The following is a 22,754-nucleotide window of genomic DNA, read 5'->3' as shown; positions in this document are numbered from 1 at the left end:
ATTGACAGGTCCATGCTGGAGCACCCTCCGTCCCGGACCTGTCGGCCGCGCCTCAAGTCCCGCCTACCCAGCGGGTCTCCACTCCCCCACCGGAGGAAGCAGTGAACCTCAAGCGTCTGTCCCCCCTCGGCGGCGTCGCGAAGGGGGCCCGGCTGATCGCCGTGGCCTCCGCGCTCCTGGCCGCCTCAGCGCTTGCCGCCCCCACCTCGTCCGCGGCGACGGGCGAGACCGCACGTGCCACCAGCACCCAACTCGCCGCGACCAGCGACGCCGTGCGCGTGGCCGACGTGCCCGGCACCGCGTGGTACACCGACCAGGCGACCGGGAAGATCGTCGTGACCGCCGACTCCACCGTCTCCGCCGCCGAGATCGCCAAGATCCGGAAGGCGGCGGGCACCGGCGCCTCCTCCCTGGAGATCAAGCGCACGCCCGGCACCTTCAACAAGCTCATCGCCGGCGGCCAGGCCATCTACGCCGGTGGCGGACGCTGCTCGCTCGGCTTCAACGTCCGCAGCGGCTCGACCTACTACGCCCTGACGGCGGGTCACTGCACCAACATCGGCAGCACCTGGTACACCAACTCGGCCAACACCACGCTGCTCGGCACGCGGACCGGCTCCAGCTTCCCGAACAACGACTACGGAATCATCCGCCACTCCAACGCCTCGGCGGCGGACGGCCGTGTGTACCTCTACAACGGCAGCTACCGCGACATCACCGGTGCCGGAAACGCCTACGTGGGCCAGTCGGTCCAGCGCAGCGGAAGCACCACCGGCCTGCGCGGCGGCACGGTCACCGGCCTCAACGCGACCGTCAACTACGGCAACGGCGACGTCGTCTACGGCATGATCCAGACCAACGTCTGCGCCGAGCCGGGTGACAGCGGTGGCGCCCTCTTCTCCGGCACCACCGCGCTCGGCCTCACCTCCGGCGGCAGCGGCAACTGCTCCAGCGGCGGGACCACGTTCTTCCAGCCGGTGACCGAGGCCCTCAGCGCGTACGGCGTGAGCGTCTTCTAGTCCCTCACCGAAGGACCGGCGGACCCTCCGGTCCGACACGCAGGAAACCTCGCGGGCACACGGGCCGGCGGTCCCCCAGGGGCCGCCGGCCCTCCGCACATGGAGCGGTGCTGCCCGCACCGTGGGACCGGAACCGGTGGGCGGACGCGGGACCGGCCCGGTGGGCGGGGCGGCGCTCTCAGGACGGCGGCCGGGTGTCGTGGCCGACGAGGTGCAGGAAACGATCGGGCAGGGCGTGCAGCCACCCGGCGCGTTCCGTGGCGATCTCCCTCAGCCGCGCGTGGTCGCTGCGGGCGACGAGATGGCCCATGTAGCGCTCGTTGAAGTGGGCGTACTCCTGGTGCAGGGTGCGCAGCGCCTGTGCCACCCTGCGTTCGGGTGCGCCGACGAGCCGGCCGAGCGCGGCGGTGTGCTGCTTCCACCGGCCTTCGACGGCCTGGCGCAGGAGGCGGTCGAGTTCGCCGGCGCGGACGATGACCCGCAGCACTTCGTCCGGTTCGAGGCCCAGGGCGTCCGCGAGCCTCAGGGTCTGCCGGTCGGTGCCGCGCCAGTGGTGGTCCTCCTCGGCGCGGGCGTAGTCCCGCGGGTCCATGCCGATGCGCTGGGCGAGCCGCTCGGCGGTGAACTGCCGGGCCAGGCGGTGCTCGCGCAGGGATCTCGGCCGCAGCGCCATGAGCTCCGGTACGGGGCACCACAGCGCGTCGGCCAGGGCGAACAGTTCCGTCTCCGAGGGCGCCACCGCCCCGGACTCCCAGGCCGTGACGGCCTCCACCGGACGGCGCACGCCCAGCTGCGCCATGGCGGCGACGACCTGTTCCGGGGTCAGGCCGATGCGGAGGCGGGCGGCCCGGGCCTGGACGGGAGAGAACGGAGGGTGGGACACGTACGGATCACCTCGGTGGGCGGCTGCGCGGGGCTAGGGTCTTTCGAAGGCACCAGGGCACGCGAGCCCGGCATGATCCGAACGAGAGGCCCTGGGCTCCGCGAGCGGGAACGGGTCAGCGGGCCGGGGTGGTCCGCGGACCCGTCCCGTCGTCGTACGCGGCGAGCCCGTCCCAGTCGATGTCCTCCCGTTTGCGGCGGCTCTCGAAGACGTGGAAGAACAGGTTCAGCAGGACCGCCGCCAGCGTGCCGAGGGTGATGCCGCTGCCCAGGACGGCCCGCACCTCGGTGGGCATGCGCTCGAAGAAGGGCGCGACGGCGGTCGGCAGCATCGCGGCGCCGAGGCTGACGGCGAGGACGAGGGCGTTGCGTTCCTCCCTCAGATCGACCTTGGCGAGGATCTGGATGCCGACCGTGGCGACCATGCCGAACATCGCGACGGCGGCGGCGCCGAGCACGGGGTGCGGGACGGAGGCGACCACGGCGCCGGCCTTCGGCACCAGGCCGAGGAGGATCATGAAGACTCCGGCCGCGACCACGACGAACCGGCTGGTGACGCGGGAGATCCGGACCAGGCCGATGTTCTCCGCGAAGGCGACGTACGGGAAGGAGTTGAAGATCCCGCCGAGCACGGTGGCGACGCCGTCGGCGCGCACCGCGCGGCTGACCGTGTCGCCGTCGACCTTCCGGCCGGTGATCTCGCCCATGGCGTACACGTCTCCGGTGGTCTCCACCATGGTGATGAGCATGACGACGACCATGGCCAGCATGGGGAAGACGGAGAAGTGCGGAAGGCCGTAGTGGAAGGGCGTGCTGACGCCGAGCCAGTCGGCCTGGTCGACCGCGCCGAGGTCGGCGTCGCCGAGCAGCCAGGCGACGGCGGTTCCGCCGACCAGTCCGAGCAGGACCGCGATGCTGCGCAGGAACGGGCCGCCGAACCGGACCACCAGCAGGATGAACAGGAGCGTGCCGCCCGCGTAGGCGAGGTGGGCGGGGTCTCCGTAGCGTGGCCCGCCCATCAGTGCCGCGCCGCCGCCGACGTCCTGGAGCGCCACGGGGATGAGGACGATGCCGATGACGGTGAGGAGGGTGCCGGTGACGATCGGGGGGAAGTACTTGGCGAGCCGTCCGGCGAACGGCGCGAAGAGGAAGGCCGCGACACCACCCGTGATCACGGCGCCGTACACCACGAGGAGGCCGGCGGTGCCTCCCCCCGCCCCCTGACCGATGGCGATCATGGGAGAGACGGCCGTGAAGGTCGCGCCCTGGACGAGCGGCAGTCTGGCTCCGATACGCCAGAAGCCCCACGCCTGGATGATGGTGGCGATACCGGCGGTGACCAGGTCGGCGTTGATGAGATAGACCAGCTCCTGCCGCGAGAGTCCGAGGCTGTTGCCCAGGATCACCGGTACCAGCACCGCGCCGGCGTAGAACGCCAGGACGTGCTGGAATCCGTAGAGCGCGAGCGTGGGGAGCGGAAGGACCTCGTCCACCGGGTGCGGGGTGGTGACGGGTCGTCGGCGCGAGGCCAGTGGTGCCATCTCTGCCTTGCCTTGAGGTAGGTGAACGAGAGGGAGCGCGACGCCGAGTCGCGGGGGTGGGCCTCGAAAGGGGTCATCCGGGCGGCCGCGCGGATCAGGCGGTTCACCGGCTGGCGGCACGGGGTTACCGGTGCGCTGCCAGGCGTCCAGACATGGAGGCGTGAGGGGGCCATGGGGCGAAAGGGCCCGGGCCGGAATCAGATCCTCGCGGACGCGTACACCCCCACGCAAGACCAGGGACCATGTTTCTTGAAGTAAAACCGTTCGGTAACTTACGAATCCATGGTCGCCGATGGCGCGTGATGCGGATTTCGTTGTCCACGGCACTTACCACCAGAACGCCGCCGACTCTTGACGTCCGCCGTACGCCCTCAACATACTTGCGGCCGAATCGATGGCCAAATCGATTTGGCTCCCCGTCCAGGGCCGGATCGCGGCTGAACCCGAACGTGTCGAACGCCGATCGGAGCTCGAACGTGTCCAGTCCCCGCCAGACCCTTTCCGGTACGGATCAGCCCCCGACGCCGGAGCCCACCGACCCCAGCGAGCCCACTGACCCCAGCGACCCCGCCGACCCCTCAGCCGTCCACCCCGTCGACGAGTCCCGCCCCTTGGGCCGGATCCTCCTCTTCGGGATCCAGCACGTCCTCGTGATGGCCGCCACGCCGATCTCGGCGATCTTCCTGATGAGCGCCACCCTCCGCCTCGACGCCGGCCTGACCGTCGACCTGCTCTCCGCGGCCTTCGTGCTCTCCGGTGCCGGATCGCTGGTCCAGTCCCTCGGGCCGTGGAAGTTCGGTCCCCGGCTACCGTTCGTGATGCTGCCGGGCGGCGCGCCGCTCATCCTCTTCCTCGCCATCGCCGAGCAGCACGGACTGCCCACCGCCTGCGGCGCGGTCATCCTGACCGCCCTCTTCTACTTCGTCGTGCTGCCCGTCTTCTCGCGGCTGCTCGCCTTCTTCCCGGCCCTCGTCATCGGCACGATGATCGTGATCGTCGGCGTCAACCTGGTGAAGGTCGGGGCCGTCCTGGTCACCGGCCGGCCCGGCGAGCCCGGCTTCGCCGACCCCACGAATCTCATGCTCGGCATGGCGACGATCGGATTCACCGTCGTCTTCTACCTCCTGTTCAGCGGCATCCTGCGCCAACTCGCCGTCATGCTGGGGCTCCTCGCCGGCACCGCGCTGGCGGCGGTCCTGGGCCACATCGACGCGGGCGGTGCCCCCGACGGCGGACTGGTCAGCCTGCCGCAGCTGCTGCCGTTCGGCTCCCCGCAGTTCAACCTGCTCGCCGCGCTGCCCCTGATGCTCTACAGCCTCGCCTCCATGGCCGAGGCCACCGGCCAGACCGTCATCAACGCCGAGGCCGTCGGCAAGAGGATCGACCGGCGGACCGCCGTCCCCAAGACCATCCGCGGCGACGCGCTGACCTCCCTCTTCGGCGGCTTCTTCGGACTGCCGCTGATGGTGACGAGCGGCGAGAACATCGGGATCGTCCGCGTCACCGGTGTACGCAGCCGGTACGTCACCGCCGCGGCCGGCGTGGTCCTCATCGCCATCGGCTTCCTCGCCCCCGTGACCCGCGCGATCAGCGTCATCCCGGCCGCGGTCATCGGAGGCACCGCCATGGTCGTCTTCGCGGTCATCACCGTGCTCGGCGTGCAGATGCTCGGCCGCTCCGACCTCGACCAGCACACCAACACCTTCATCTGCGCCGTCGCCCTCGCACTCGGCCTGCTGCCCATCCTGATCCCCGGGGTGTACGCGGGCTTCTCGCCCAACCTCCGGATCCTCCTCGAAAGCGGTGTCGCCGTGGGCGCGTGCGTCGCCGCCGTCCTCAACATCCTCTTCCACCACGTCAGGCCGGGCATCGCCGCCCGCCTGGCCACCAGCCGTACGGAAAGTGACCGATGAACCAGCTCACCCGCGAGCTCCTCGACCGGCCCGGCCCGCTCCTCCTCGTACCGGACGCCGTGCTGTTGCCCGAAGGGCCGGCCGATGGCTTCGCGGTCGTCGTGGCCGACGGCTCCTTCCAGGCCGTGGGCCCGGTGGAGGAGCTCCGGCGCACGCACCCGCACCTCGACGGCGTACGGCTGTCAGGTCAGTTGCTGATGCCCGGCTTCGTCGACGCCCACCACCACCTCACCCAGAGCTTCGGCTCCGCGCTGGCCTTCGGTGAGCCGTCGGAGATCTTCCGGCGGGTGTGGGTGCCGCTGGAAGGCGCGCTGGACGAGGAATCCGCCTACACCGCCGCCAAGCTGGCGGCGCTGGAGGCTCTGCGCGGTGGCTTCACCACGGTCGCCGACGCGGGCACCCGCGCCGCCGTGGACGTCGATGTCGTCGCCCGCGCCGCCCGCGACGCCGGAATCCGCTGTGTTCTCGGCCTCGTCTGCGACGACGCCTCCGCGGCCGGCGACGGTGCGACCGGCGACGGCGGCGCGTCGGTCCTCGCCGACGCGGAGAAGCATCTCGCCCGGTACGACGGCGACCCGCTCGTCCACTCCTCCCTCGCCGTCTCCATCCCCGAGGCGGCGACCTCCGCGACCCTGCGGAGCGTCGCCCGCCTCGCCGCGGAAGCCGGAGCGACCGTACAGATCCATGTCAACGAGCATCTGGCCGCTGTCGAACGCTCCCTGCTCCGGCACGGACTGCGCCCGCTGGAGCACCTGCACCACATCGGCGTGCTCGGCTCCCATCTGCTCGCCGCCCACGCCACCCTGCTCACTCCGCGTGAACTGAGCCTGCTCGCCGACACCGGAACCGCCGTCAGCTACAACCCGGTCGCCAGCGCCTGGAAGGGCAACGCCGTCGCACCGGCCGTGACCATGGCCGAGCGCGGCATCCGGTTCGGCCTCGGCACCGACGGAACCCGCGGCGACGGATTCCGGCTGGCCGAGGCGGCCGAGTTCGCCCAGCGGATCACGTACGGCCTCGCCACCGGCGACTCGTCGTGCGGGGCGGGATGGACCTGGCTGGAGGCCGCCACACGCGGCGGCGCCGACGCCGTGGGCCTGCGTGCCCGTACCGGCGCCATCGCCGAGGGCCTCGCCGCCGACTTCCTCGTCGTCGACGTGACCAACCCCGAACTCGCGCTCTCCTGGGACCTGCCGTGGGAGCTCGTACGGCGCGGCAACCGCGACCAGATCACGGCCGTGTTCGTCGCGGGCCGCATGCGGTTGTGGCGCGGGATGCCCACCACCTGGGACGGCCCGGGGCTCGTCCGACACGCGGTCGAGCTGGCCCGCGCCGCCGTGGAGCGGGCGCCCATCACCCGCGTGCACCCCACCTCCACGGCGGCACGGCTCCGGAGCACCGCCCCGTGAGCACCGAGACACTGGCCGTCCTCGCCGTCACCGTGGCCGTGGCCGCGTTCGTGCAGGGCAGCAGCGGGCTCGGCTTCGCTCTGATCGTCGCGCCCGTGGCGGGGATCCTCGATCCCGGCCTGCTGCCCGTGTTCGTCCTGGCGTCGATGATTCCGCTCAACATGTACGTCGCCTGGCGCGAGCGCGCCTCGCTCGATCTGCGCGGGGCGGGGTGGATCACCGCCGCGCGGCTGGCCGCGACGCCCGGCGGGCTGGCGCTGCTCTGGCTGATCCCGGAGCGCAGCCTGGGTCTCTTCGTGGGCATCGCCACCGTCCTGGCCGCGGTGGTCAGTCTCGCCGCTCCCGCCTTCACCCCCGGCCGGGCCGCCTACGTCGGCGCGGGCGCGGTGACCGGTCTCACGGAGACCGCCACCGGCGTCGGCGGCCCGCCGCTCGCCCTGGTGTACCAGCACCGTCCACCGGCCGAGCTGCGCTCCACCGTCGCCGCCTGCTTCCTCGTCGGCGAAGTGGCCTCGCTCGTCCTGCTGTTCGCCGCGGGGAGGGGGCAGCCGGCCGACCTGGGCCTGGCCGTGGCGCTGCTGCCGGCCATCGCCGCCGGCGCGTGGTTGAGCCGCCTGGTGCACCACCGTATGGACGCCCGCAGGATGCGCCTGTTCGTGCTCGGGTTCGCGCTGGTCTCCGGGCTGGTGCTCATCGCGGGTCTGTGACCCTCAGCGAAGAGGCACGCGCGATCACCCGGGGCCGGGGTGAGGGGGCGGCCGTCGCGGCGGCCGCCCCCTCAGCGCGCAGCCGGTCGAGGAGCAGCTCCACCGCGTCGGACGCCGCCCGGTCCAGATGGAGATCGACGGCTGTGAGCGGCGGTTCGCAGGTACGGGCCCGCAGCCCGTCGTACCGGGTGGCCACCATGACGTCGTCCGGTACGGCGCGACCGCTGTCCCGGATCGCGCGCACCGCGCCGACGGCGAACGCGTCCACGAGCGCGCAGACGGCGTCGATCCCGGGATGCCGGGCGAGCAGCTCCGCGCAGCGCTCGTAGCCGGCCTGTTCGCCACCGGCCTCGGGGGCGGTCGCCACGATCGGCGTCCAGCCGTGCTCCGCGGCGACGCGCTCGTACGCGGCGCGCGCGTCGACCGACGAGTGGCGCCGTCCCGCCCCGATGAGCAGCGCCGGCCGCTGGGCGCCCTGCTCCCGCAGATGGGCGAGGAGCAGTTCGGTGACGAGTTCGCCGCGCAGATCGACGTACGGCGCCGCCTCGTCCGGCGCCACGGGCCTGCCCAACGCCACGTAAGGAAGCCCGCGTTCCTTGAGATGGGCCGCCGCGGCGTCGTTCTCGTCCGGCTCGACGACGATGGCCCCGTCGATGTCGACGGAGTGGAGACCCGACCCCGATTCCACGGGCGGTACGAGCACGAGCGCGTAGCCGTGCAGCAGCGCGCGCTCGGCCGCGGCGGCGGCGATCTCCATGTAGAAGCCGAGCCGGGAAGGCCCCGCGGCCACCGCGAACGGCATGGAGGAGGCGAGCGCGATGGCCTTGGCCTGTCCACGCCGCAGCCGCTGCGCCCGCAGGTTGGGGCGGTAACCCAGCTCGGCGGCGACCCGCTTGACGCGCTCTCGGGTCCGGGGGTCGACCTTTCCGAGGCCGTTGAGTGCGTGGGAGACCGTGGTGCGCGACACCCCGGCGGCACTGGCGACGTCGGCGATCGTCGGTGGTCTCGACCCGGACCCGGAAGTGGGCATCTGCCGTCGCTCCTCACGCGCTCGGAACAGGTGACGCCACCATCTTCGCCGACCCGGGCGGGGCCGAGGAGGCTGGGTCCGACGGCCGGGGCGCATCGCTTCCCGTCTTCTGCCGCTCGACGACACACGTCCGCCCGGGCAGCACGGGGCTGCCCGGGCGGAGACGGCCGTCAGGCCGGGTTCCGGTCGGCGACGTCAGGCGCTGTCCGCCGCGCCGGTGGTCCTGGTGTGGTGCATCAGGGCCGAGCCGGCCAGGGCGATGACGGCCGCGGCGCTCAGCACCGCTGTGGCCTTCGCCCAGGCGAACGTGGAGCCCAGACTGCTGTTCAGCAGGTCCACCGTGCGGGCACTCGCCAGGACGTGGAGCGCGATGACGCCGACGGCGAGCCCCGCGGCGGCGGCCCACACCATCAGGGTGTCCCGCACCACGAGCCAGATGCCGCACAGGAGGCAGAGGATCGTGACCGCCACGGTCAGCGTCTCCGCCTGCCCGCCCGTCCGCAGACCCGCCAGGTCCGTGGGCAGATGGATGAGGCCGCAGGCGAACAGCGCGAGGGCCGCGGGCCAGCGGAGGGCCGACCGCACCGCCGGAGAGGGGGCGTGGCTCCCCGGACCGGACGCCAGCGCGCCGTCCAGGGTGGCCGGCCACTTCGCGGACCCTCGCCGGGGCTTGGCTGCGGCGGTGACGACCGGGACGGATTCCCGGCCGGCCGTCACGCCGTCGTCCTGGCCGGGCCGGGCCTTCCGCACCTCGGCATCCCCGCCGCCGAGGGTGCGCCAGTCGCTGCTGTCGGTACCGAGGATGCTCACGAGCTGCACGACATCCTCGATGGGCCGCCCCACGGCCGCTGCGCGGAGCGTGGTCTCGGCCTGATGGAGGTCGTACCCCGACGCGTTGAGCAGCGCGAGCAGCTGCCGTACCTCGTCCAGCGGGCGGGAGACGGCGGCCGCGCGGAGCGCCACGTCCGCGGGGCTGGACAGCGCGCCGGTCTGCTTGAGCCGCGCGACCAGCGAGGCGACCTCGTCGACCGGGCGCTCGGTCGCCGCCGTCCACAGGAGGGTGTGTATCGCTTCGTCACCGCCTTCGGCTACGGACTCGAGCTGGAACCCACCCTCGGTGCCGGCCGCGGTCCTTGTCCCCGCCACGGTCGGGGGCGCGGACGCGGTCGGGGGCTCCGCCACGCTCCGGGCCTCGGCCACGGCGGGGGGCTCCGTCACCGCCTGAGGCTGCGTCTGCTGCTGGGCCTCGGGCGCGGGCTCGGCGGGGGGCTGGGTGACGGGCTCGGCGCGCGGCTGGGTAGCGGGCTCGGGCGCGGGCTCGGTCGGGGGCTCGGAGGCGGTCCGCGTCCGGGACTGCGCCTGAGCTTCGACCGGGGGCTCGGCGGGCACTTCCACGGCGGTGACCGGTTCCACCGGCGGCTCGTGTCCCTCCGGCGCCGCCCGTGGGGCCTCGGGGGCGTGCTCCGGGCGGGCCGGTACGGCCGTCGCCGTCGCTCCCCCGGCTTCCTCGGGGTACTCCGGGCCCACCGGTGCCGCCGCCACGACGGGGACACCGGTGGGAGCCGGAGGTACGGCAGGAGGAACAGCGGGCGGCGTGCTCGGCATGGCCGGGGTGTACGGGGTGTGGGGAGCCGGGTGCGGGGGGACGGCGAACCCGGGATCCGGCGCGCTAGCGGGCCCGGCGGTCCGATCTGTGTCGTCTTCCGCCGGATGGGTGTGGAAGGGGTCGGGGGTCATCGCGGGCTCCGTTCGTGGAACATCCGGTAGGCGTCCACCGTGGCTGTCTCGTGATACGCCAGAGAAGCGCACACTTGATGACAACTAGTGCGTACTTCGCCGGACTGTGCCATCCGAGGACGGCCCCGCTGGGCCGACGGAGCGAAAAGGACCTCCGGTCGGCCCGGCCCCCTCGCCGGCGTCGCAGCGCAGGGAGCGGTGCCCGGCCGGCCCGGAACCGCTCGGCGCCGCCCGGTCCTCGACGGCTCACCGGCAGGCGCGAGGCGCTCTGCCGGTCAGCGCTCGCACGCGGGCGTCGAGCGGTCGCGGCTCCGGAGGACCTCCTCCGCCTCGGGCTCGCGGTTCACCCAGGCGCGTCTATTGACGTGCCCATGGCGCACTCCTAACGTGGCAAGCGCTTTCTATCTCTCGTGTCGAGAGCCGCACCCCATGCCTGCTCGCAGGCGACCACACGGAGAAGGACGAGACCCCATGAACCCGAGATCACCGCTGTCCTTACTGGCATGCTCCGCTTTGGCGGTCGGCACCTTCGTGGCGCTGCCCAGCGCCACGGCGGCGGCCGCGCCGGTCCGCTACGAGGCCGAGCGGGCACCGGCCACCTGCGACGGCACCATCGACTCCGACTGGACCGGCTACTCCGGCAGCGGATTCTGCAACGGAAGGAACGCCGTGGGCGCGGCGGTCCAGTTCACCGTCGACGCGGCGCAGGCCGGTACGGCGACGCTGAGCGTCCGTTTCGCCAACGGGACCACCACCGTACGGCCGGTGAGCGTCACGGTGAACGGCTCGGCGGCCGCCACCACGTCGTTCGGGAGCACGGGCGCCTGGGGCACATGGGCGTCGCAGACGCTGACGGTGCCGGTGAGGTCGGGCAGCAACACGATCCGGCTCAGCCCCACCGCCGCGGCCGGTCTGCCCAATGTCGACGCCCTCGACCTGGAAGTGAGCGGGGGCACGACACCGCCGTCGGGCAGCGCCCTGTACGTGGCGCCGAACGGCAGCGACGGCGCGGCCGGTACGCAAGCGGCCCCGACGACGCTCACGTCGGCGATCAGCCGGGTCGCTCCGGGCGGAACGATCTACCTGCGCGGCGGGACCTACCGTCACTCCCAGACGGTCACCGTCCCGGCGGGCAAGAACGGCACGTCGAGCGCCCGCACCACGTTGTCCGCCTATCCCGGCGAGACCCCGGTGCTCGACTTCTCGGCCATGACCGAGGATCCGGCCAACCGCGGGCTCGCGGTCAACGGTTCGTACTGGCACGTCAAGGGCATCGTGGTGGAACGCGCCGGTGACAACGGGATCTTCGTCGGCGGCAGTCACAACGTCTTCGAGCGTACGGTGACGCGCTTCAACCGGGATTCGGGGCTTCAGCTCTCCCGGATGGCCTCCACCACCCCGCGGGACCAGTGGCCGTCCCACAACCTCGTCCTGAGCGCGGAGTCGCACGACAACGCCGACTCGGACGGCGAGGACGCCGACGGCTTCGCGGCGAAGCTCACCGTCGGCCCGGGGAACGTCTTCCGCTACGCCGTGGCCCACCACAACATCGACGACGGCTGGGACCTCTACACCAAGACCGACACCGGCCCCATCGGCCCGGTGACCATCGAGGACTCCCTCGCCTACGCGAACGGCACTCTCTCCGACGGCACCGTGAACGCCAACGGCGACCGCAACGGCTACAAGCTGGGCGGCGAGGACATCGGCGTCGACCACGTCATCCGGCGCAGCATCGCCTACCGCAACGGCAAGCACGGGTTCACCTACAACAGGAACCCGGGCACGATGGCGGTGTCGAACAACATCAGCGTCGACAACGCCCAGCGCAACTTCTCGTTCGACGCCGGGACTTCGGTGTTCCGGAACAACGTCTCCTGCCGCGCCGGCAGCGGCACGAACGACAAGACCGTGGGTGACGTCGACGGCTCCAACCAGTTCTGGCTGGGCTCGAACGGCTCCCGTTGCTCCTCGTACGCGGGCGCCCTGGGCTGGTCCTTCGCCTCGGACGGCCGCCTCGCCGTGACCTTCGGGGGCAATCCGGTGAGCTGACGGGAAGGGACGACCCGCGGGTGTCTCGCCGATCTCGCCGCCAACCCGGTGTGATCGGTGGGACACCCGCGCAACGCCGTTCGCCCAGGCGATGATGGTGGAATGGTGAACGTGAGCAGACGAGCCGAGCTTTTCACGGGCGACGAGAACGATCCTCGGTTCAGCGGCCCCGCGACCGGTGACGAGCGGGGCATGCTCGTCGGGTTCCTGGAGGCTCAGCGCGCGACTCTTGAGTTGAAGTGTGCCGGCCTGGAAGGGGAGTTGGCTCGACGCTCGGTGGAGCCGTCCACGCTCTCCTTGCTGGGTCTGGTCAGGCATCTCGCGGATGTGGAGCGCCGCTGGTTCAGGCAGGTCCTCGCCGGGCAGGACGTGGCGCTCCGCTTCGCATCGCGTACCGCCCCTGACGGGGACTTCGACGGTGCGGTGCCTGACCCCGCCGTCATCGCGGCGGCGTGGGAGGCGTGGCGTTCCGAGGTGGCGTTCGCCGAACGCTTCGTCGCCGAGGCGCCCGACCTCGACGTCGAGGGAGAGGATTCGTGGCGCGGGACGGTGTCACTGCGCTGGGTGCTCGTCCACATGGTCGAGGAGTACGCGCGGCACAACGGGCACGCCGATCTGCTCCGGGAGCGGATCGACGGAGCGATAGGAGTGTGAGCGCGGGGGCTCGTCCGGCGCGTCATGGAACGTGATCAAGGATGCGTGTCGCGTCCGCCAGAATGCTCGTATGACTGATCTCGTTCAGCTGTCGCCGGGCCGACTGCCCGCGTCCGTAGCCGCCGACGAGCTGCTCGCACTCGCCGCGGGCCATCACCCCCGTGCCGTGAATCCGCTGGGCACACACGAGGCATCGGGTCACCTCGTGAAGGTGTACGCGATCGAGGCTCCGGGACGCGCGGTGACCGCGCAGGAGGAGTCCGCGGCTCTGAGGCTTGCCGCGGACCACCTGGCGTCGGGCGGTGCCCGCGGGTCTCTCGGGCTCGCTGTCCTGCTGGTGCATGCCGGCGGTGACGGCGACTACGTCCTCGTGCACACCTGGATCGAGGGATACATGTCCGATCTGGCGGTCTTCGCCGGCCCGGCCGGTGCCACCGGTCAGATGCGGCCGGGACGGCAGGGTCTCGCCCCCTGTGTTTGGGAGGCAGCGGTGCTGGCGCACGAGCGGAACGCCTTCAGCGCCCATGTACTGAGCGGGGAGGGCGAACTCTCCATGCGGCTGACGGCCTGGGGCAACGATGTGATGAGGGGAGAGGTGCGCTGACGGACGATGGTCCACGGGCCAGGTCCAGGCAGCCGTACGCGGCCCCGCGGCTCGCCGGTGCCGGGAGGGGCCGCGAGGGGCCGTGCGGCGAACTGGACATCGCGCGGCGTGCGGCCTAACTCGTCCGCGCCCTGTCCCACCTCCGCCGCCGTTCGGACCTGAGGGTGCGTCAGGCAGGCGCGCCGTCGACGACGGAGTCCGTCGCCGGCAGGCGTGCGCAGCGGCGGCAGGCGCGGGCGGAGGACGCCATGGAAGCGTGCGACGCCGCGGCGAGCAGGCCGGCGAAGGAGAGCAGGGGCCAGTCCGCGGCCAGGAGGGCGGCGGTGAGGAGCGCGAGCACGGCGACCGCCATCGCCACGCTGGCGGTGGTGCCGGCCCATGCGACCGCCAGGGGCAGCCGGTGGGGCGTGGGCAGTCGGCGCGCCAGCGTGCCCGTGGCGGCCAGCGTCACCGCGGCGAGCAGGGCGGCGAGCGTGGCCACTCCGGCCAGATGGGCGGCCAGCAGCTGAGCCGCGCGCGGGAGTTGCCAGACCTGCGACGACTGCCCGCTCTGCTCGTGACCGGCGGTCGCGGCCAGGTACCAGCAGGCGATGAGGAAGGGGGCGGTCAGGACGACGGCCCGGGCGGTGTGCCGGGCCTGAACGACCGTCAGTTCCCTTTGGCAGCTGGGGACGAGCTCCTCGGCGGACCCGAACTCGCGCACGGCCCTGCGGGCCGCCTCCCGCGCGGTCGCCCCCTCGCCGGTGTACGCCGCCACCGTGTCGTCGAGGCCGTCGCGAATCTCCTGGATCATCCGGGACTTGGCCCGGGCCGGCCCGTGCAGGGCGGCCGTCAGGACCGCCACGTACTCGTCGACGGGGCCGGCTCGCCTGCCCGTGGCGTTCACGTGGCGAGTCCGGGCGGCGTGGCGGGGTTCAGGACCGAGCCGATCGCCGCCGTGAACTCGCTCCAGGCCGTGCGCTCGCCGGCCAGGGTGTGCCGCCCCGCGTCGGTGAGTTCGTAGCATCGCCGGCGCCGCTCGCCGACCGATTCCCAGCTGCTGCTGAGCAGCCCGAGCCGCTCCAGCCGGTTCAGCGCCGGGTAGATCGTCCCCGTGCGCAGCTCCAGCGCGCCGCCGCTGCGCCGCTGGACCGCGGCGATGATCGCATAGCCGTGCAGCGGGCCGGGTTCGAGCACGGCCAGCAGCAGTCCGTCCAGGTGCCCCCGCACCGCGTCTGCCCTCATGAGTAGGCAGCCTACACAAACTCACCGTAGGCAGTGTATGTATTGGCAGCCAACACATTCATCTCCGGCTCGGAGGCCCCTCGTGACCAAGGTGCTGTTGTCCGTCCATGTACTCGTGGCGATCCTGGCGGTCGGGTCGATCACCGTGGCCGCCTCGATGTTCCCGCGCTACGCGCTCCAGGCCTCCGGCTCCGAGGCGGCCGACGGCCGGGCCGCCGGGGTCGCCGCCCTCCTGCACCGGATCTGCCGCGGCTACGCGGTCGCCGGTCTCGCCGTGCCGGTCTTCGGGATCGCCACCGGCGCCTCCCTCGGCGTGCTCACCGACGCCTGGCTGATCGCCTCGCTCGTGCTGACCCTGATCGCCGCGGCGCTCCTCGCCGCCGCCATCCTGCCCGGTCAGCGGCGGCTGCTGACATCGGCGCCGGACCCGGCGGCGCCGGACGGACCGCGTCGCGCGGCGGCCCGACTGACCATGCTCACCGGCATCTTCAACGTGCTGTGGGCGATCGTCGTCGTCCTGATGATCGTCCGCCCCGGCTCGACGACGGGAGCGTGACCCCCGTGCGTACGCTGCGGATCGCCGCCGGCGCCGAGGCCGCCTCCCTCGCGGTTCTGCTGGGCAACCTGCTCACCACGCACACGCAGTCCGTCTCGGCGCTGGTCGGGCCGCTGCACGGCACGGCCTACCTCGTCGTCATCGCGGCCGCCGCGATGATCCCGGCCGCCCCGCCGGGCGCCCGGTGGCGCGCCGCCGTCCCGGGAGTCGGCGGCCTGCTCGCACTGCGGCGGATCGCGGCCCGGTCCCGAGCGGGCGGGCCCCCTCGACCCGGCCCGAGGTAGGCGTCGGGCAGCGCGGGCGGCTGCCCGGATCAGGCGTCGGCCGGGGCCGCCCATTCGACGAACCGCACGACGACGCCGTTGGGGTCGGTGACCTGGAAGAGGCGCTCACCCCAGGGCTCTTCGCGCAGCGGCATCGTGATCTCGACGCCCTCCGCCCGGAGCCGCTTCTCCTCGTCCTCAAGACCCGTGACGGTGAAGGCGAACCTCGGCGGCTTCGCCGACGATGGTCCCGGGTGATCAGTCCAGGCCGCGAGCGTGCCGGAAGCGGGCGAGTCCCTCCGCGAGCGTCACGAGCGGCGCGGGGTAGTCGCCGGCCGCCCGCCCGAGGCCGGTGAGCTTCCACGGCTCGTGGATCGACCGGGCCGGCACGTCGACGAGTTCGGGGACCCAGCGGCGCACGTAGGCGCCCTCGGGGTCGTACTTCTTGCCCTGCAGTACGGGGTTGAGCACCCGGTTGGGCCGTGTGTCCGTGCCGGTCCCCGCGACCCACTGCCAGTTGAGCTGGTTGTCGGCGACATCACCGTCGACGAGGAGGTCGAGGAAGTGCCGCGCGCCCGCCCGCCAGTCGATGTAGAGCGTCTTGGTCAGGAAGGAGGCGGCGAGGAGCCGGCCCCTGTTGTGCATCCAGCCCTCGTGGGCGAGTTGGCGCATGGCGGCGTCCACCACGGGATAGCCGGTGCGTCCCTCCCGCCACGCCCTCAGGTCCGCCTCGGCGTCCTCGCCCCGGCGCCACCGGTCGTGCCGGGTCCGGTAGTCCTCCCTCGCCACCCGCGGACGGGCGGCCAGCACCTGATGGTGGAAGTCGCGCCAGCACAACTGGCGTACGAACGCCTCGGCGCCCGCGCCGCCCCTGGCCCGGGCTCGGTGCACCGCCTCGGCGGCCGACACCGCGCCGAAGTGCAGGTACGGCGAGAGGCGCGAGGTGGCGTCGCCGGCCAGGTCGTCGTGGCGCGCCTCGTACGCGTCGGCGTGCCGGGACAGCCAGGCCGTCAGCCTCCTGCGGCCCTCCCGTTCGCCGCCGGTGGCCAGGCCCGCCGACACGGTCCCGACCGGGGGCCGCGCGGGCACGGGCTCGGACCGTACGGCGGGCGGCACCCGGACCGCGAGGGGTGGCGCGAGCGGAGCGCGGAGCCGCTCCGCCTGCCAGCGCCTGAAGTACGGGGTGAAGACGGCGAAGTGGTCCGAGCCGTGCGGGGTCACCGCACCGGCCGGCAGGGCGGTGGACACCCCGTCGTGGACGCGGAGGCGGCGCCCGTCGGACTCCAGTGCGTGCCGGAGCCGGTCCTCCCGGTCGCGGGCGAAGGCGCTGCACCCGGCCGCCATGTGCACCTCGCCCGCACCGGCCCGCCGTGCCACGGCCAGGACCTCGGAGACGGTGTCACCGCACCGCACGACGAGCCGGCCGCCCCGGTCCCGCAGCCCGGCGTCGAGGTCGGCCAGGCAGTCCGCGAGGAAGGCGAGCCGGTTGGGGGCGGCGAATCCGGCGCGGTCCACGGCGGGATCCCTGACGAACAGCGGCACGACCTCGGGCGCCGACCCCACCGCGGCACGCAGGGGCGGGTGGTCGTGGACGCGGAGATCGGATGTGAACAGGACGACGGAGACGTTCATGCGCCCTTCCTCGGGATCGCCTCCGCCTGGGCGGCGGGGTCCGCCGCGACCTCGGTCCCGGCGGTTCTCTCGGCGGTGCGCGCGATGGTGCGCGCCATGCCGCCGAACACGACGGCGTGGAACGGCGCCACGCTCCACCAGTACAGCTGTCCGGCGAGGCCACGGGGGTGGAAGAGGGCGCGCTGCCGGTAGCGGGTTCGGCCCGCCTCGTCCGTCTCGGCGTACATCTCCAGCCAGGCGAGTCCGGGGAGCCGCATCTCCGCGCGCAGCCGGAGCAGTCCGCCCCGTTCGATCTCCTCGACCCGCCAGAAGTCCAGCGCGTCACCGACCCTGAGCCGCTCCGCGTCACGCCGGCCCCGGCGGAGGCCGACGCCGCCGAGGAGCCGGTCGAACCAGCCGCGCACGGCCCAGGCGAGGGGGAAGGAGTACCAGCCGTTCTCGCCTCCGATTCCTTCGATCACCCGCCACAGCGCCTGGGGGCTCGCGGCGACGGTCCGCTCGCGCTCGTCGGTGTACAGGCTGCCGCCCGCCCAGTCGGGGTCGGTGGGGAGCGGGTCGCTCGGGGCACCGGGGAGGGACGCGGAGGACCAGCGGGTGGTGACCTTGGCGTCCCGGACGCGCTGGAGGGCGAGGGAGAGGGCGCGGTCGAAGGGCACCGGCGCCCCGGGCGGGTCCGGGACATGGGTGGCGATGTCGTGTTCGGCGCAGACGACCTCGTACCGGAGCGACTCCGCGAGCGGCCGGGCGAGGGCGGCCGGCACGGGTGTGACGAGCCCGATCCACTGGCTCGACAGGCGCGGGGTGAGCACCGGGACGGGGAGGATGAGCCGCCGGGGCAGCCCGGCGACGGCCGCGTAACGGATCATCATGTCCCGGTACGTGAGGATGTCGGGGCCGCCGATGTCGAAGGCACGGTTGACGTCGTCCGGCATCCGGGCGCTGCCCACGAGGTAGCGCAGCACATCCCGTACGGCGATGGGCTGGACGCGGGTGGCGACCCAGCTGGGGGTCACCATGACGGGAAGCCGCTCGGTGAGGTAGCGGAGCATCTCGAAGGAGGCCGAGCCGGAGCCGATGACGACGGCGGCGCGGAGCACGGTGGTGGGGACGCCGGAGTCGAGCAGGATCCGGCCGACCTCGGCCCGCGAGCGCAGATGGGGGGAGAGCCGCTCTTCCGGGATGTCCCTCGGGGTGAGGCCGCCGAGGTAGACGATGCGGCGCACGCCGGCGGCGCGGGCGGCCGCCGCGAAGGTGCGCGCCGCGCGGCGGTCGGTCTCCTCGAAGTCCCGTCCCGCGCCCATGGAGTGCACCAGGTAGTAGGCCACGTCGATGTCGCGCAGGGCGGGGCGCAAGCTGTCGGCGTCGGTGACGTCGCCGCGGACCACCTCGGCCCGGTGGGCCCAGGGGTGGTCGCGGAGGTTCGCGGGGGTACGGGCGAGGCAGCGGACGCGGTGGCCTGCGTCGAGCAGTTCGGGGACGAGCCGACCGCCGATGTAACCGCCGGCTCCGGTGACCAGGCAGCGCGGGGAGTCGGGGCGGGGGTGGGAGTCGGGCTCGAAACGCGCGTCGGGCCCGGGCGGGGGGTCCAGCCCGGGCGGGGAGTCCCGGGACTGTCGGTGCGCGTCCCCGGCCTGTCCGTGCGTCGGCCCCGCCTGTCCGTGCGTCGGCCCGGGCTGTGGGTGCGTCGCCATGGGGCTCCGTTCGGCCGTGAGGGCACGGTCGCGACGGATGTCGCCCGTGCGTCGTGCGGGGCACTACCGCGATTGTTCTCCGGTCGTGGCCGCCGCGGACGCGGAAGGCGGCTTCGCTGGGCCGAACGGGTGATCCTCTCGGGCGGCCCCGGGCAGGCGGCGTCCCCGCACCGCCTGCCCGGGGCGCCCGGGTCCTGTCGGCGTCACATGGCGCTCGGTCAGGCGGCCCGCGCGAGTTCGGCGCGGCCGAAGAGCAGGCTGTAGCCGGGCGGCAGCTGGGCGAGCACGCGGTCGAGGAGATCGGGGCCGGCGAGCTGGGCGACGACGTTGAGGACGGCTCCCGTGTCCCAGCGGGCGGTGGCGGGAGTGCCGCCGATACGGCCGGCGAGATCCTTGACGAAGCCCCAGCCGGTGAGCTGCTCGGTCGCGGGGATCTGGCAGGTGAACGCGCGGGCGGCTTCGAGCGGGAGACACGCGGCGAGATCGACGCGTTCGTCGCCGGTGATCTGGCGGCCGAGGGCGGCCAGCACCGCGCGCACCGTGTCCTCGGCTCGTTCGCGGGTGGGATAGGCGCCTTCGTATCGGACTCGTTCCAGCATCTGGTCGAACGTCATGGCAGGCGTGGCCAGGGCCTGTTCCGACAGGACGGGCATGGAGGAGGGCTGCCTTTCTGGTCGTGGTCTTCGCTTAGGTGCGGCCCGGCGGGCGGAGGACGGGAGGGGAGGAGAGGATCCCGTCCTCCGCGCGGCGGAGGATCCGTCCTCCGCGCGGCGCCGGCGGGCGTGCCGGTTCAGCCGCTGATCTCCTTGCGGCCGGATCCGCCGCCGATCGTGATCTTGCGCGTCTTGGCGCGCTCGGCGATCGGGATCCGCAGGGTCAGCACACCCGATTCGTAGTCGGCCGTGATGTGCTCCGTGTCCAGGGTGTCGGCCAGCATCAGCTGGCGCGAGAAGACGCCCAGCGGCCGTTCGGAGAGCTCCATCTGCACGTCGTCGGCCTTCGTGGCCGGCCTGCGTTCGGCCTTGACGGTCAGCATGTTCCGTTCGACGTCGATGTCGATCGCGTCGCTCGTCACTCCCGGCAGGTCGAAGGCGATCACGTACTCGTCGCCCTCGCGGTACGCGTCCATCGGCATGGGGGACGGCTTGGACCAGGTGCCGGTGGTGCCCAGGAGCTGCTGGGTGAGCCGGTCGAGTTCGCGGAACGGGTCGGTGCGCATCAACATCGCGAAACACCTCCAGTCGGTTCGGGCAAGAACTGCCAATGCGCTTCACCTGGCACCGTTGTAACATGTCATCGAAACGATGACAACTGCGATGTCGTCATAAGGGTGACGACCGAAGAATCCGACTGCCGAACGACCGACGAAAGGGGAGCCGGAGCCCATGACCGCAGCCGACCAGCACCGACGGGCCGGCCCCGCCGCCTCGTCCTTCCTCGCCGCCTCGGCGGCGCTGTCCGCGATCGACGAGGCGGTCCGCACGGCCCAGGCCCCTCGGACCGAGGAAGATCCGGAAGCCCGCCCGGTCAGCTCCGAGCAGGCGCTGGCCGCACTCCTGCTGCTGCGGGAGCTTCGGGAACAGCTCGCCGGATGGGAACCGGCGCTGATCGAGGCGGCCCGCGAGGCGGGCGCCAGCTGGGCCGAGCTCGCCCACCCGCTCGGCGTCGCCAGCCGCCAGGCGGCCGAGCGCCGCTATCTGCGGGTACGCCCCGGCGCCGAGGGCACCACCGGCGAGCAGCGTGTGCAGGCCACCCGCGACCGCCGCGCCGCCGATCGCTCGGTCACCGCCTGGGCCCGCGGCAACGCGGCGGACCTGCGCCAGCTCGCCGGGCAGATCACCACCCTGGGGAACCTTCCCGCCGAGTCCCACGCACCCGTCGCGCGGCTCACCGAAGCCCTCGGCGACGACGACGCCGCCGCCCTCGTGCGCCCCCTCATCGAGACCCATGAGCACCTGGAGGCCGAGCATCCCGATCTCGCCGCCCGGGTGGACACCATCACCCGGCAGACCGACCGCCTGCGCCGGAACAACAGCCGTCAGGACCCGGCCACGGACACCTGACCGGCCCCGGGCGGGGCCCACCGGCGGCGCGTCCATCCCGCCGGCTCGCGCTCCGGCTCGCGGGCGGGCGGGGCCCGGCGCGCGTCACCGGGGCGGCTGCCGCCTCTGCGTCTCGCGATAGCGGGCGGGAGAGGTGCCGTACCGGCCGGTGAAGGCCTGCCGCAGCGACTCCGCCGTGCCGAATCCGCAACGGGCCGCCACACTCGCCATGGGCAGCGTGGTCGACTCGAGCAGGCGCGCGGCCGCTTCGGTACGGGCCTGGCGGACGAATCGGCCGGGTGGCTGCCCGAGGTGCTCCGTGAACAGCCGGGTGAGATGGCGCGGAGTCACTCCGGCGCGCTCGGCCAGGGCCGGCGTACTCAGGTCGTGGTCCGGATGGGCGGCGATGTGGTCGACGAGCTCGCGGACCAGGGCGTCGCGGGGCGGTGGGGCCGAGGTGAACAGGCTCATCTGCGCTTGGGTGCCCGGCCGTTGCAGATAGGTGACCAGGTCGCGGGCGACCTGGCGGGCCAGTTCGGGGCCGTGGTCCTCCTCGATGAAGGCGAGGGTGAGGTCCAGCGCGCTGGTGACGCCCGCCGCCGTGTACACGTTCCCGTCCCTGATGTATATGGGGGCCGGGTCGACCCCGACCTCGGGATACCGCGCGGCGAGCCGATCCGCGAACCGCCAGTGCGTGGTGGCGCGGCGGCCGTCGAGGAGACCGGCGGCGGCGAGCACGCCGGCGCCCGTGCACACGGAGGCCACCCGCCGGCTCTCCCCGGCCAGCCGCCGGACGTGCCCGACGAGCCGGAGGTCCTCGGCCGCCCGCTCGAAGCCGACGCCGCCCGACACGATCAGCGTGTCGAGCGGCCCGACGAACCGCTCGAGGGAGTGCTGGCTCTGCAGGGACAGGCCCGTGCCGCAGACGATCGGGCCCCCGCCCGGCCCGACGACGCTCACCCGGTACGGCACCGCCGGGTCACCGATCCCGTTCGCCATGGCGAGGCTGGTGGTCACACACGCGATGTCCAGCAACTCGGCCGATTCGTAGCCGACCACCACCATGAGCCGCTCCCCCATGCGACGACCCTACGCCGGAAGGACCGGTACCCCAAGGCCCCGGACATCGATCCGGCCGCCGCGTGCGAAGCCCGCCGACCGGGCGGGAGAGTGACGACGGGAACGCCCCCACCGCTCCCGGCCCTCGCCCCTTCGAACCTCCCGGAGACTCCATGACGACCGACTCCACGCACGACGCCCCCGAACGGGCGCTCCGGCACCGTTGGCCCACCCTGCTGGCGCTCGCCCTGGCGGTCACCACCTTCGCCGACGGCCTCCCGGCCCCCGCCTTCCTGGCCGGGCTCCTCGTCGCCATGCCGCTCTGCTACCTCCTCTTCGGAGCACTGCGCGGCGAACTGGGCCGCCCCGGCGTCCTGGTCGTCCAGCTCGCCGGCCTCCTCGGCTTCGCGGCCGTGGCGGCGGCCGCGTCGGCCGTCGGCGCGACCCTCGGCCTCTTCGTCCTGGCCGCCGGATGGCTGGCGCACGGCGTCTGGGACTTCGCGCACCACCGCACGGGGAGGGTCGTCCCCCGAGCGTGGTCGGAGTGGTGCTGCGTCGTCGACGTCTGCGGCGCGCTCGCTATGGTCGGCTTCGCCTTGACGAGCCACTCCGCGTGATCGGGGTCGTCGGCGTCGGACCAGGGGGCGCAGGTCGTGCTCGTACCTGACGAGCCGGAACACCGGGGAAAGGGGCCGGGCGGCCTCGGGCAAGGCCGGGAAGTATTTCGCGCACGCGTCTT

The 22,754-nt window shown here is 73.1% G+C and carries 22 protein-coding genes and 1 pseudogene; 11 read left to right on the top strand and 12 right to left on the bottom strand.

Annotated features, from left to right (window positions below; genetic code table 11):
- Positions 1 to 101 precede the first annotated feature (101 nt).
- Entirely contained in the window at positions 102 to 1,019 is a 918-nt protein-coding gene (locus ACWDX6_RS15310; RefSeq protein ID WP_451485424.1) for a S1 family peptidase, read from the top strand.
- Positions 1,020 to 1,197: 178 nt separating this feature from the next.
- Here the strand turns inward: ACWDX6_RS15310 and ACWDX6_RS15305 are convergent, their stop codons facing one another.
- Together ACWDX6_RS15305 and ACWDX6_RS15300 are read right to left on the bottom strand one after the other, a co-directional pair.
- Positions 1,198 to 1,902 carry a helix-turn-helix transcriptional regulator gene (locus ACWDX6_RS15305; RefSeq protein ID WP_451485423.1) on the bottom strand — a complete coding sequence of 235 codons (705 nt, stop codon included), beginning with the start codon at positions 1,900 to 1,902 and terminating at the stop codon, positions 1,198 to 1,200.
- 115 nt (positions 1,903 to 2,017) lie between these two features.
- Complete coding sequence (locus ACWDX6_RS15300) at positions 2,018 to 3,442, bottom strand: nucleobase:cation symporter-2 family protein (RefSeq protein ID WP_451485422.1); 1,425 nt, start codon at positions 3,440 to 3,442, stop codon at positions 2,018 to 2,020.
- Between the two features lie 620 nt (positions 3,443 to 4,062).
- Here ACWDX6_RS15300 and ACWDX6_RS15295 point away from each other — a divergent pair.
- Genes ACWDX6_RS15295 through ACWDX6_RS15285 form a run of 3 tightly spaced genes read left to right on the top strand, consistent with a single transcriptional unit; the run spans position 4,063 to position 7,471 of the window.
- Positions 4,063 to 5,355, top strand: a complete 1,293-nt coding sequence (locus tag ACWDX6_RS15295) for a uracil-xanthine permease family protein (protein ID WP_451485501.1) — start codon at positions 4,063 to 4,065, stop codon at positions 5,353 to 5,355.
- The gene (locus ACWDX6_RS15290; RefSeq protein WP_451485421.1) at positions 5,352 to 6,764 is read left to right on the top strand and encodes an amidohydrolase family protein; all 1,413 of its coding nucleotides are present in this window, start codon (positions 5,352 to 5,354) and stop codon (positions 6,762 to 6,764) included. The genes ACWDX6_RS15295 and ACWDX6_RS15290 overlap by 4 nt, the downstream gene beginning before the upstream one ends.
- Positions 6,761 to 7,471, top strand: coding sequence for a sulfite exporter TauE/SafE family protein (locus ACWDX6_RS15285; RefSeq protein WP_451485420.1), 711 nt, complete (start codon positions 6,761 to 6,763; stop codon positions 7,469 to 7,471). Before ACWDX6_RS15290 ends, ACWDX6_RS15285 begins: the two co-directional genes overlap by 4 nt.
- Here the strand turns inward: ACWDX6_RS15285 and ACWDX6_RS15280 are convergent.
- Together ACWDX6_RS15280 and ACWDX6_RS15275 are read right to left on the bottom strand one after the other, a co-directional pair.
- Positions 7,455 to 8,501, bottom strand: coding sequence for a LacI family DNA-binding transcriptional regulator (locus tag ACWDX6_RS15280; RefSeq protein WP_451485419.1), 1,047 nt, complete (start codon positions 8,499 to 8,501; stop codon positions 7,455 to 7,457). The two genes, ACWDX6_RS15285 and ACWDX6_RS15280, sit on opposite strands and share 17 nt — an antisense overlap.
- A gap of 195 nt (positions 8,502 to 8,696) precedes the next feature.
- Entirely contained in the window at positions 8,697 to 10,106 is a 1,410-nt protein-coding gene (locus ACWDX6_RS15275) for a hypothetical protein (protein ID WP_451485418.1), read from the bottom strand.
- Positions 10,107 to 10,709: 603 nt separating this feature from the next.
- Between ACWDX6_RS15275 and ACWDX6_RS15270 the strand changes: the two genes are divergently transcribed.
- The 3 genes from ACWDX6_RS15270 (at position 10,710) to ACWDX6_RS15260 (ending at position 13,548) form a co-directional block, all read left to right on the top strand.
- On the top strand, positions 10,710 to 12,290 hold the full coding sequence (locus ACWDX6_RS15270; RefSeq protein ID WP_451485417.1) for a carbohydrate-binding protein: 1,581 nt from the start codon (positions 10,710 to 10,712) through the stop codon (positions 12,288 to 12,290).
- 102 nt (positions 12,291 to 12,392) lie between these two features.
- Positions 12,393 to 12,944, top strand: coding sequence for a DinB family protein (locus ACWDX6_RS15265; protein WP_451485416.1), 552 nt, complete (start codon positions 12,393 to 12,395; stop codon positions 12,942 to 12,944).
- A 70-nt stretch (positions 12,945 to 13,014) separates the two neighbouring features.
- On the top strand, positions 13,015 to 13,548 hold the full coding sequence (locus tag ACWDX6_RS15260; protein WP_451485415.1) for a hypothetical protein: 534 nt from the start codon (positions 13,015 to 13,017) through the stop codon (positions 13,546 to 13,548).
- Positions 13,549 to 13,717: 169 nt separating this feature from the next.
- Here the strand turns inward: ACWDX6_RS15260 and ACWDX6_RS15255 are convergent, their stop codons facing one another.
- Both ACWDX6_RS15255 and ACWDX6_RS15250 read right to left on the bottom strand, forming a co-directional pair.
- Entirely contained in the window at positions 13,718 to 14,434 is a 717-nt protein-coding gene (locus tag ACWDX6_RS15255) for a permease prefix domain 1-containing protein (RefSeq protein WP_451485414.1), read from the bottom strand.
- Complete coding sequence (locus tag ACWDX6_RS15250) at positions 14,431 to 14,772, bottom strand: PadR family transcriptional regulator (RefSeq protein WP_451485413.1); 342 nt, start codon at positions 14,770 to 14,772, stop codon at positions 14,431 to 14,433. The genes ACWDX6_RS15255 and ACWDX6_RS15250 overlap by 4 nt, the downstream gene beginning before the upstream one ends.
- Positions 14,773 to 14,854: 82 nt before the next feature.
- On the opposite strand from ACWDX6_RS15250, the gene ACWDX6_RS15245 reads away from it, so the two are divergent.
- Positions 14,855 to 15,328 carry a hypothetical protein gene (locus tag ACWDX6_RS15245; RefSeq protein ID WP_451485412.1) on the top strand — a complete coding sequence of 158 codons (474 nt, stop codon included), beginning with the start codon at positions 14,855 to 14,857 and terminating at the stop codon, positions 15,326 to 15,328.
- The gene (locus ACWDX6_RS15240) at positions 15,325 to 15,612 is read left to right on the top strand and encodes a hypothetical protein (protein WP_451485411.1); all 288 of its coding nucleotides are present in this window, start codon (positions 15,325 to 15,327) and stop codon (positions 15,610 to 15,612) included. Before ACWDX6_RS15245 ends, ACWDX6_RS15240 begins: the two co-directional genes overlap by 4 nt.
- A gap of 29 nt (positions 15,613 to 15,641) precedes the next feature.
- Here the strand turns inward: ACWDX6_RS15240 and ACWDX6_RS15235 are convergent.
- The 5 genes and pseudogenes from ACWDX6_RS15235 to ACWDX6_RS15215 form a co-directional block, all read right to left on the bottom strand.
- Positions 15,642 to 15,824: pseudogene (locus ACWDX6_RS15235) on the bottom strand (VOC family protein); the annotation flags it as partial.
- A 25-nt stretch (positions 15,825 to 15,849) separates the two neighbouring features.
- Positions 15,850 to 17,223, bottom strand: a complete 1,374-nt coding sequence (locus ACWDX6_RS15230) for a cryptochrome/photolyase family protein (protein ID WP_451485410.1) — start codon at positions 17,221 to 17,223, stop codon at positions 15,850 to 15,852.
- Positions 17,220 to 18,914, bottom strand: coding sequence for an SDR family oxidoreductase (locus ACWDX6_RS15225; protein WP_451485409.1), 1,695 nt, complete (start codon positions 18,912 to 18,914; stop codon positions 17,220 to 17,222). The genes ACWDX6_RS15230 and ACWDX6_RS15225 overlap by 4 nt, the downstream gene beginning before the upstream one ends.
- A gap of 218 nt (positions 18,915 to 19,132) precedes the next feature.
- The gene (locus tag ACWDX6_RS15220) at positions 19,133 to 19,567 is read right to left on the bottom strand and encodes a DUF2267 domain-containing protein (protein WP_451485408.1); all 435 of its coding nucleotides are present in this window, start codon (positions 19,565 to 19,567) and stop codon (positions 19,133 to 19,135) included.
- A gap of 137 nt (positions 19,568 to 19,704) precedes the next feature.
- Positions 19,705 to 20,139, bottom strand: a complete 435-nt coding sequence (locus tag ACWDX6_RS15215) for an Hsp20/alpha crystallin family protein (RefSeq protein WP_403290177.1) — start codon at positions 20,137 to 20,139, stop codon at positions 19,705 to 19,707.
- Positions 20,140 to 20,299: 160 nt separating this feature from the next.
- Between ACWDX6_RS15215 and ACWDX6_RS15210 the strand changes: the two genes are divergently transcribed.
- The gene (locus tag ACWDX6_RS15210) at positions 20,300 to 20,977 is read left to right on the top strand and encodes a type III effector protein (protein WP_451485407.1); all 678 of its coding nucleotides are present in this window, start codon (positions 20,300 to 20,302) and stop codon (positions 20,975 to 20,977) included.
- Between the two features lie 84 nt (positions 20,978 to 21,061).
- Here the strand turns inward: ACWDX6_RS15210 and ACWDX6_RS15205 are convergent, their stop codons facing one another.
- Complete coding sequence (locus ACWDX6_RS15205) at positions 21,062 to 22,036, bottom strand: GlxA family transcriptional regulator (RefSeq protein ID WP_451485406.1); 975 nt, start codon at positions 22,034 to 22,036, stop codon at positions 21,062 to 21,064.
- A 152-nt stretch (positions 22,037 to 22,188) separates the two neighbouring features.
- Between ACWDX6_RS15205 and ACWDX6_RS15200 the strand changes: the two genes are divergently transcribed.
- Entirely contained in the window at positions 22,189 to 22,632 is a 444-nt protein-coding gene (locus tag ACWDX6_RS15200; protein WP_451485405.1) for a hypothetical protein, read from the top strand.
- Positions 22,633 to 22,754 lie beyond the last annotated feature (122 nt).

The organism is Streptomyces sp. NPDC003027 (genome assembly GCF_053591435.1).
The sequence above is the reverse complement of the archived record's forward strand: the minus strand, read 5'-3'. Positions and strand labels throughout refer to the sequence as shown.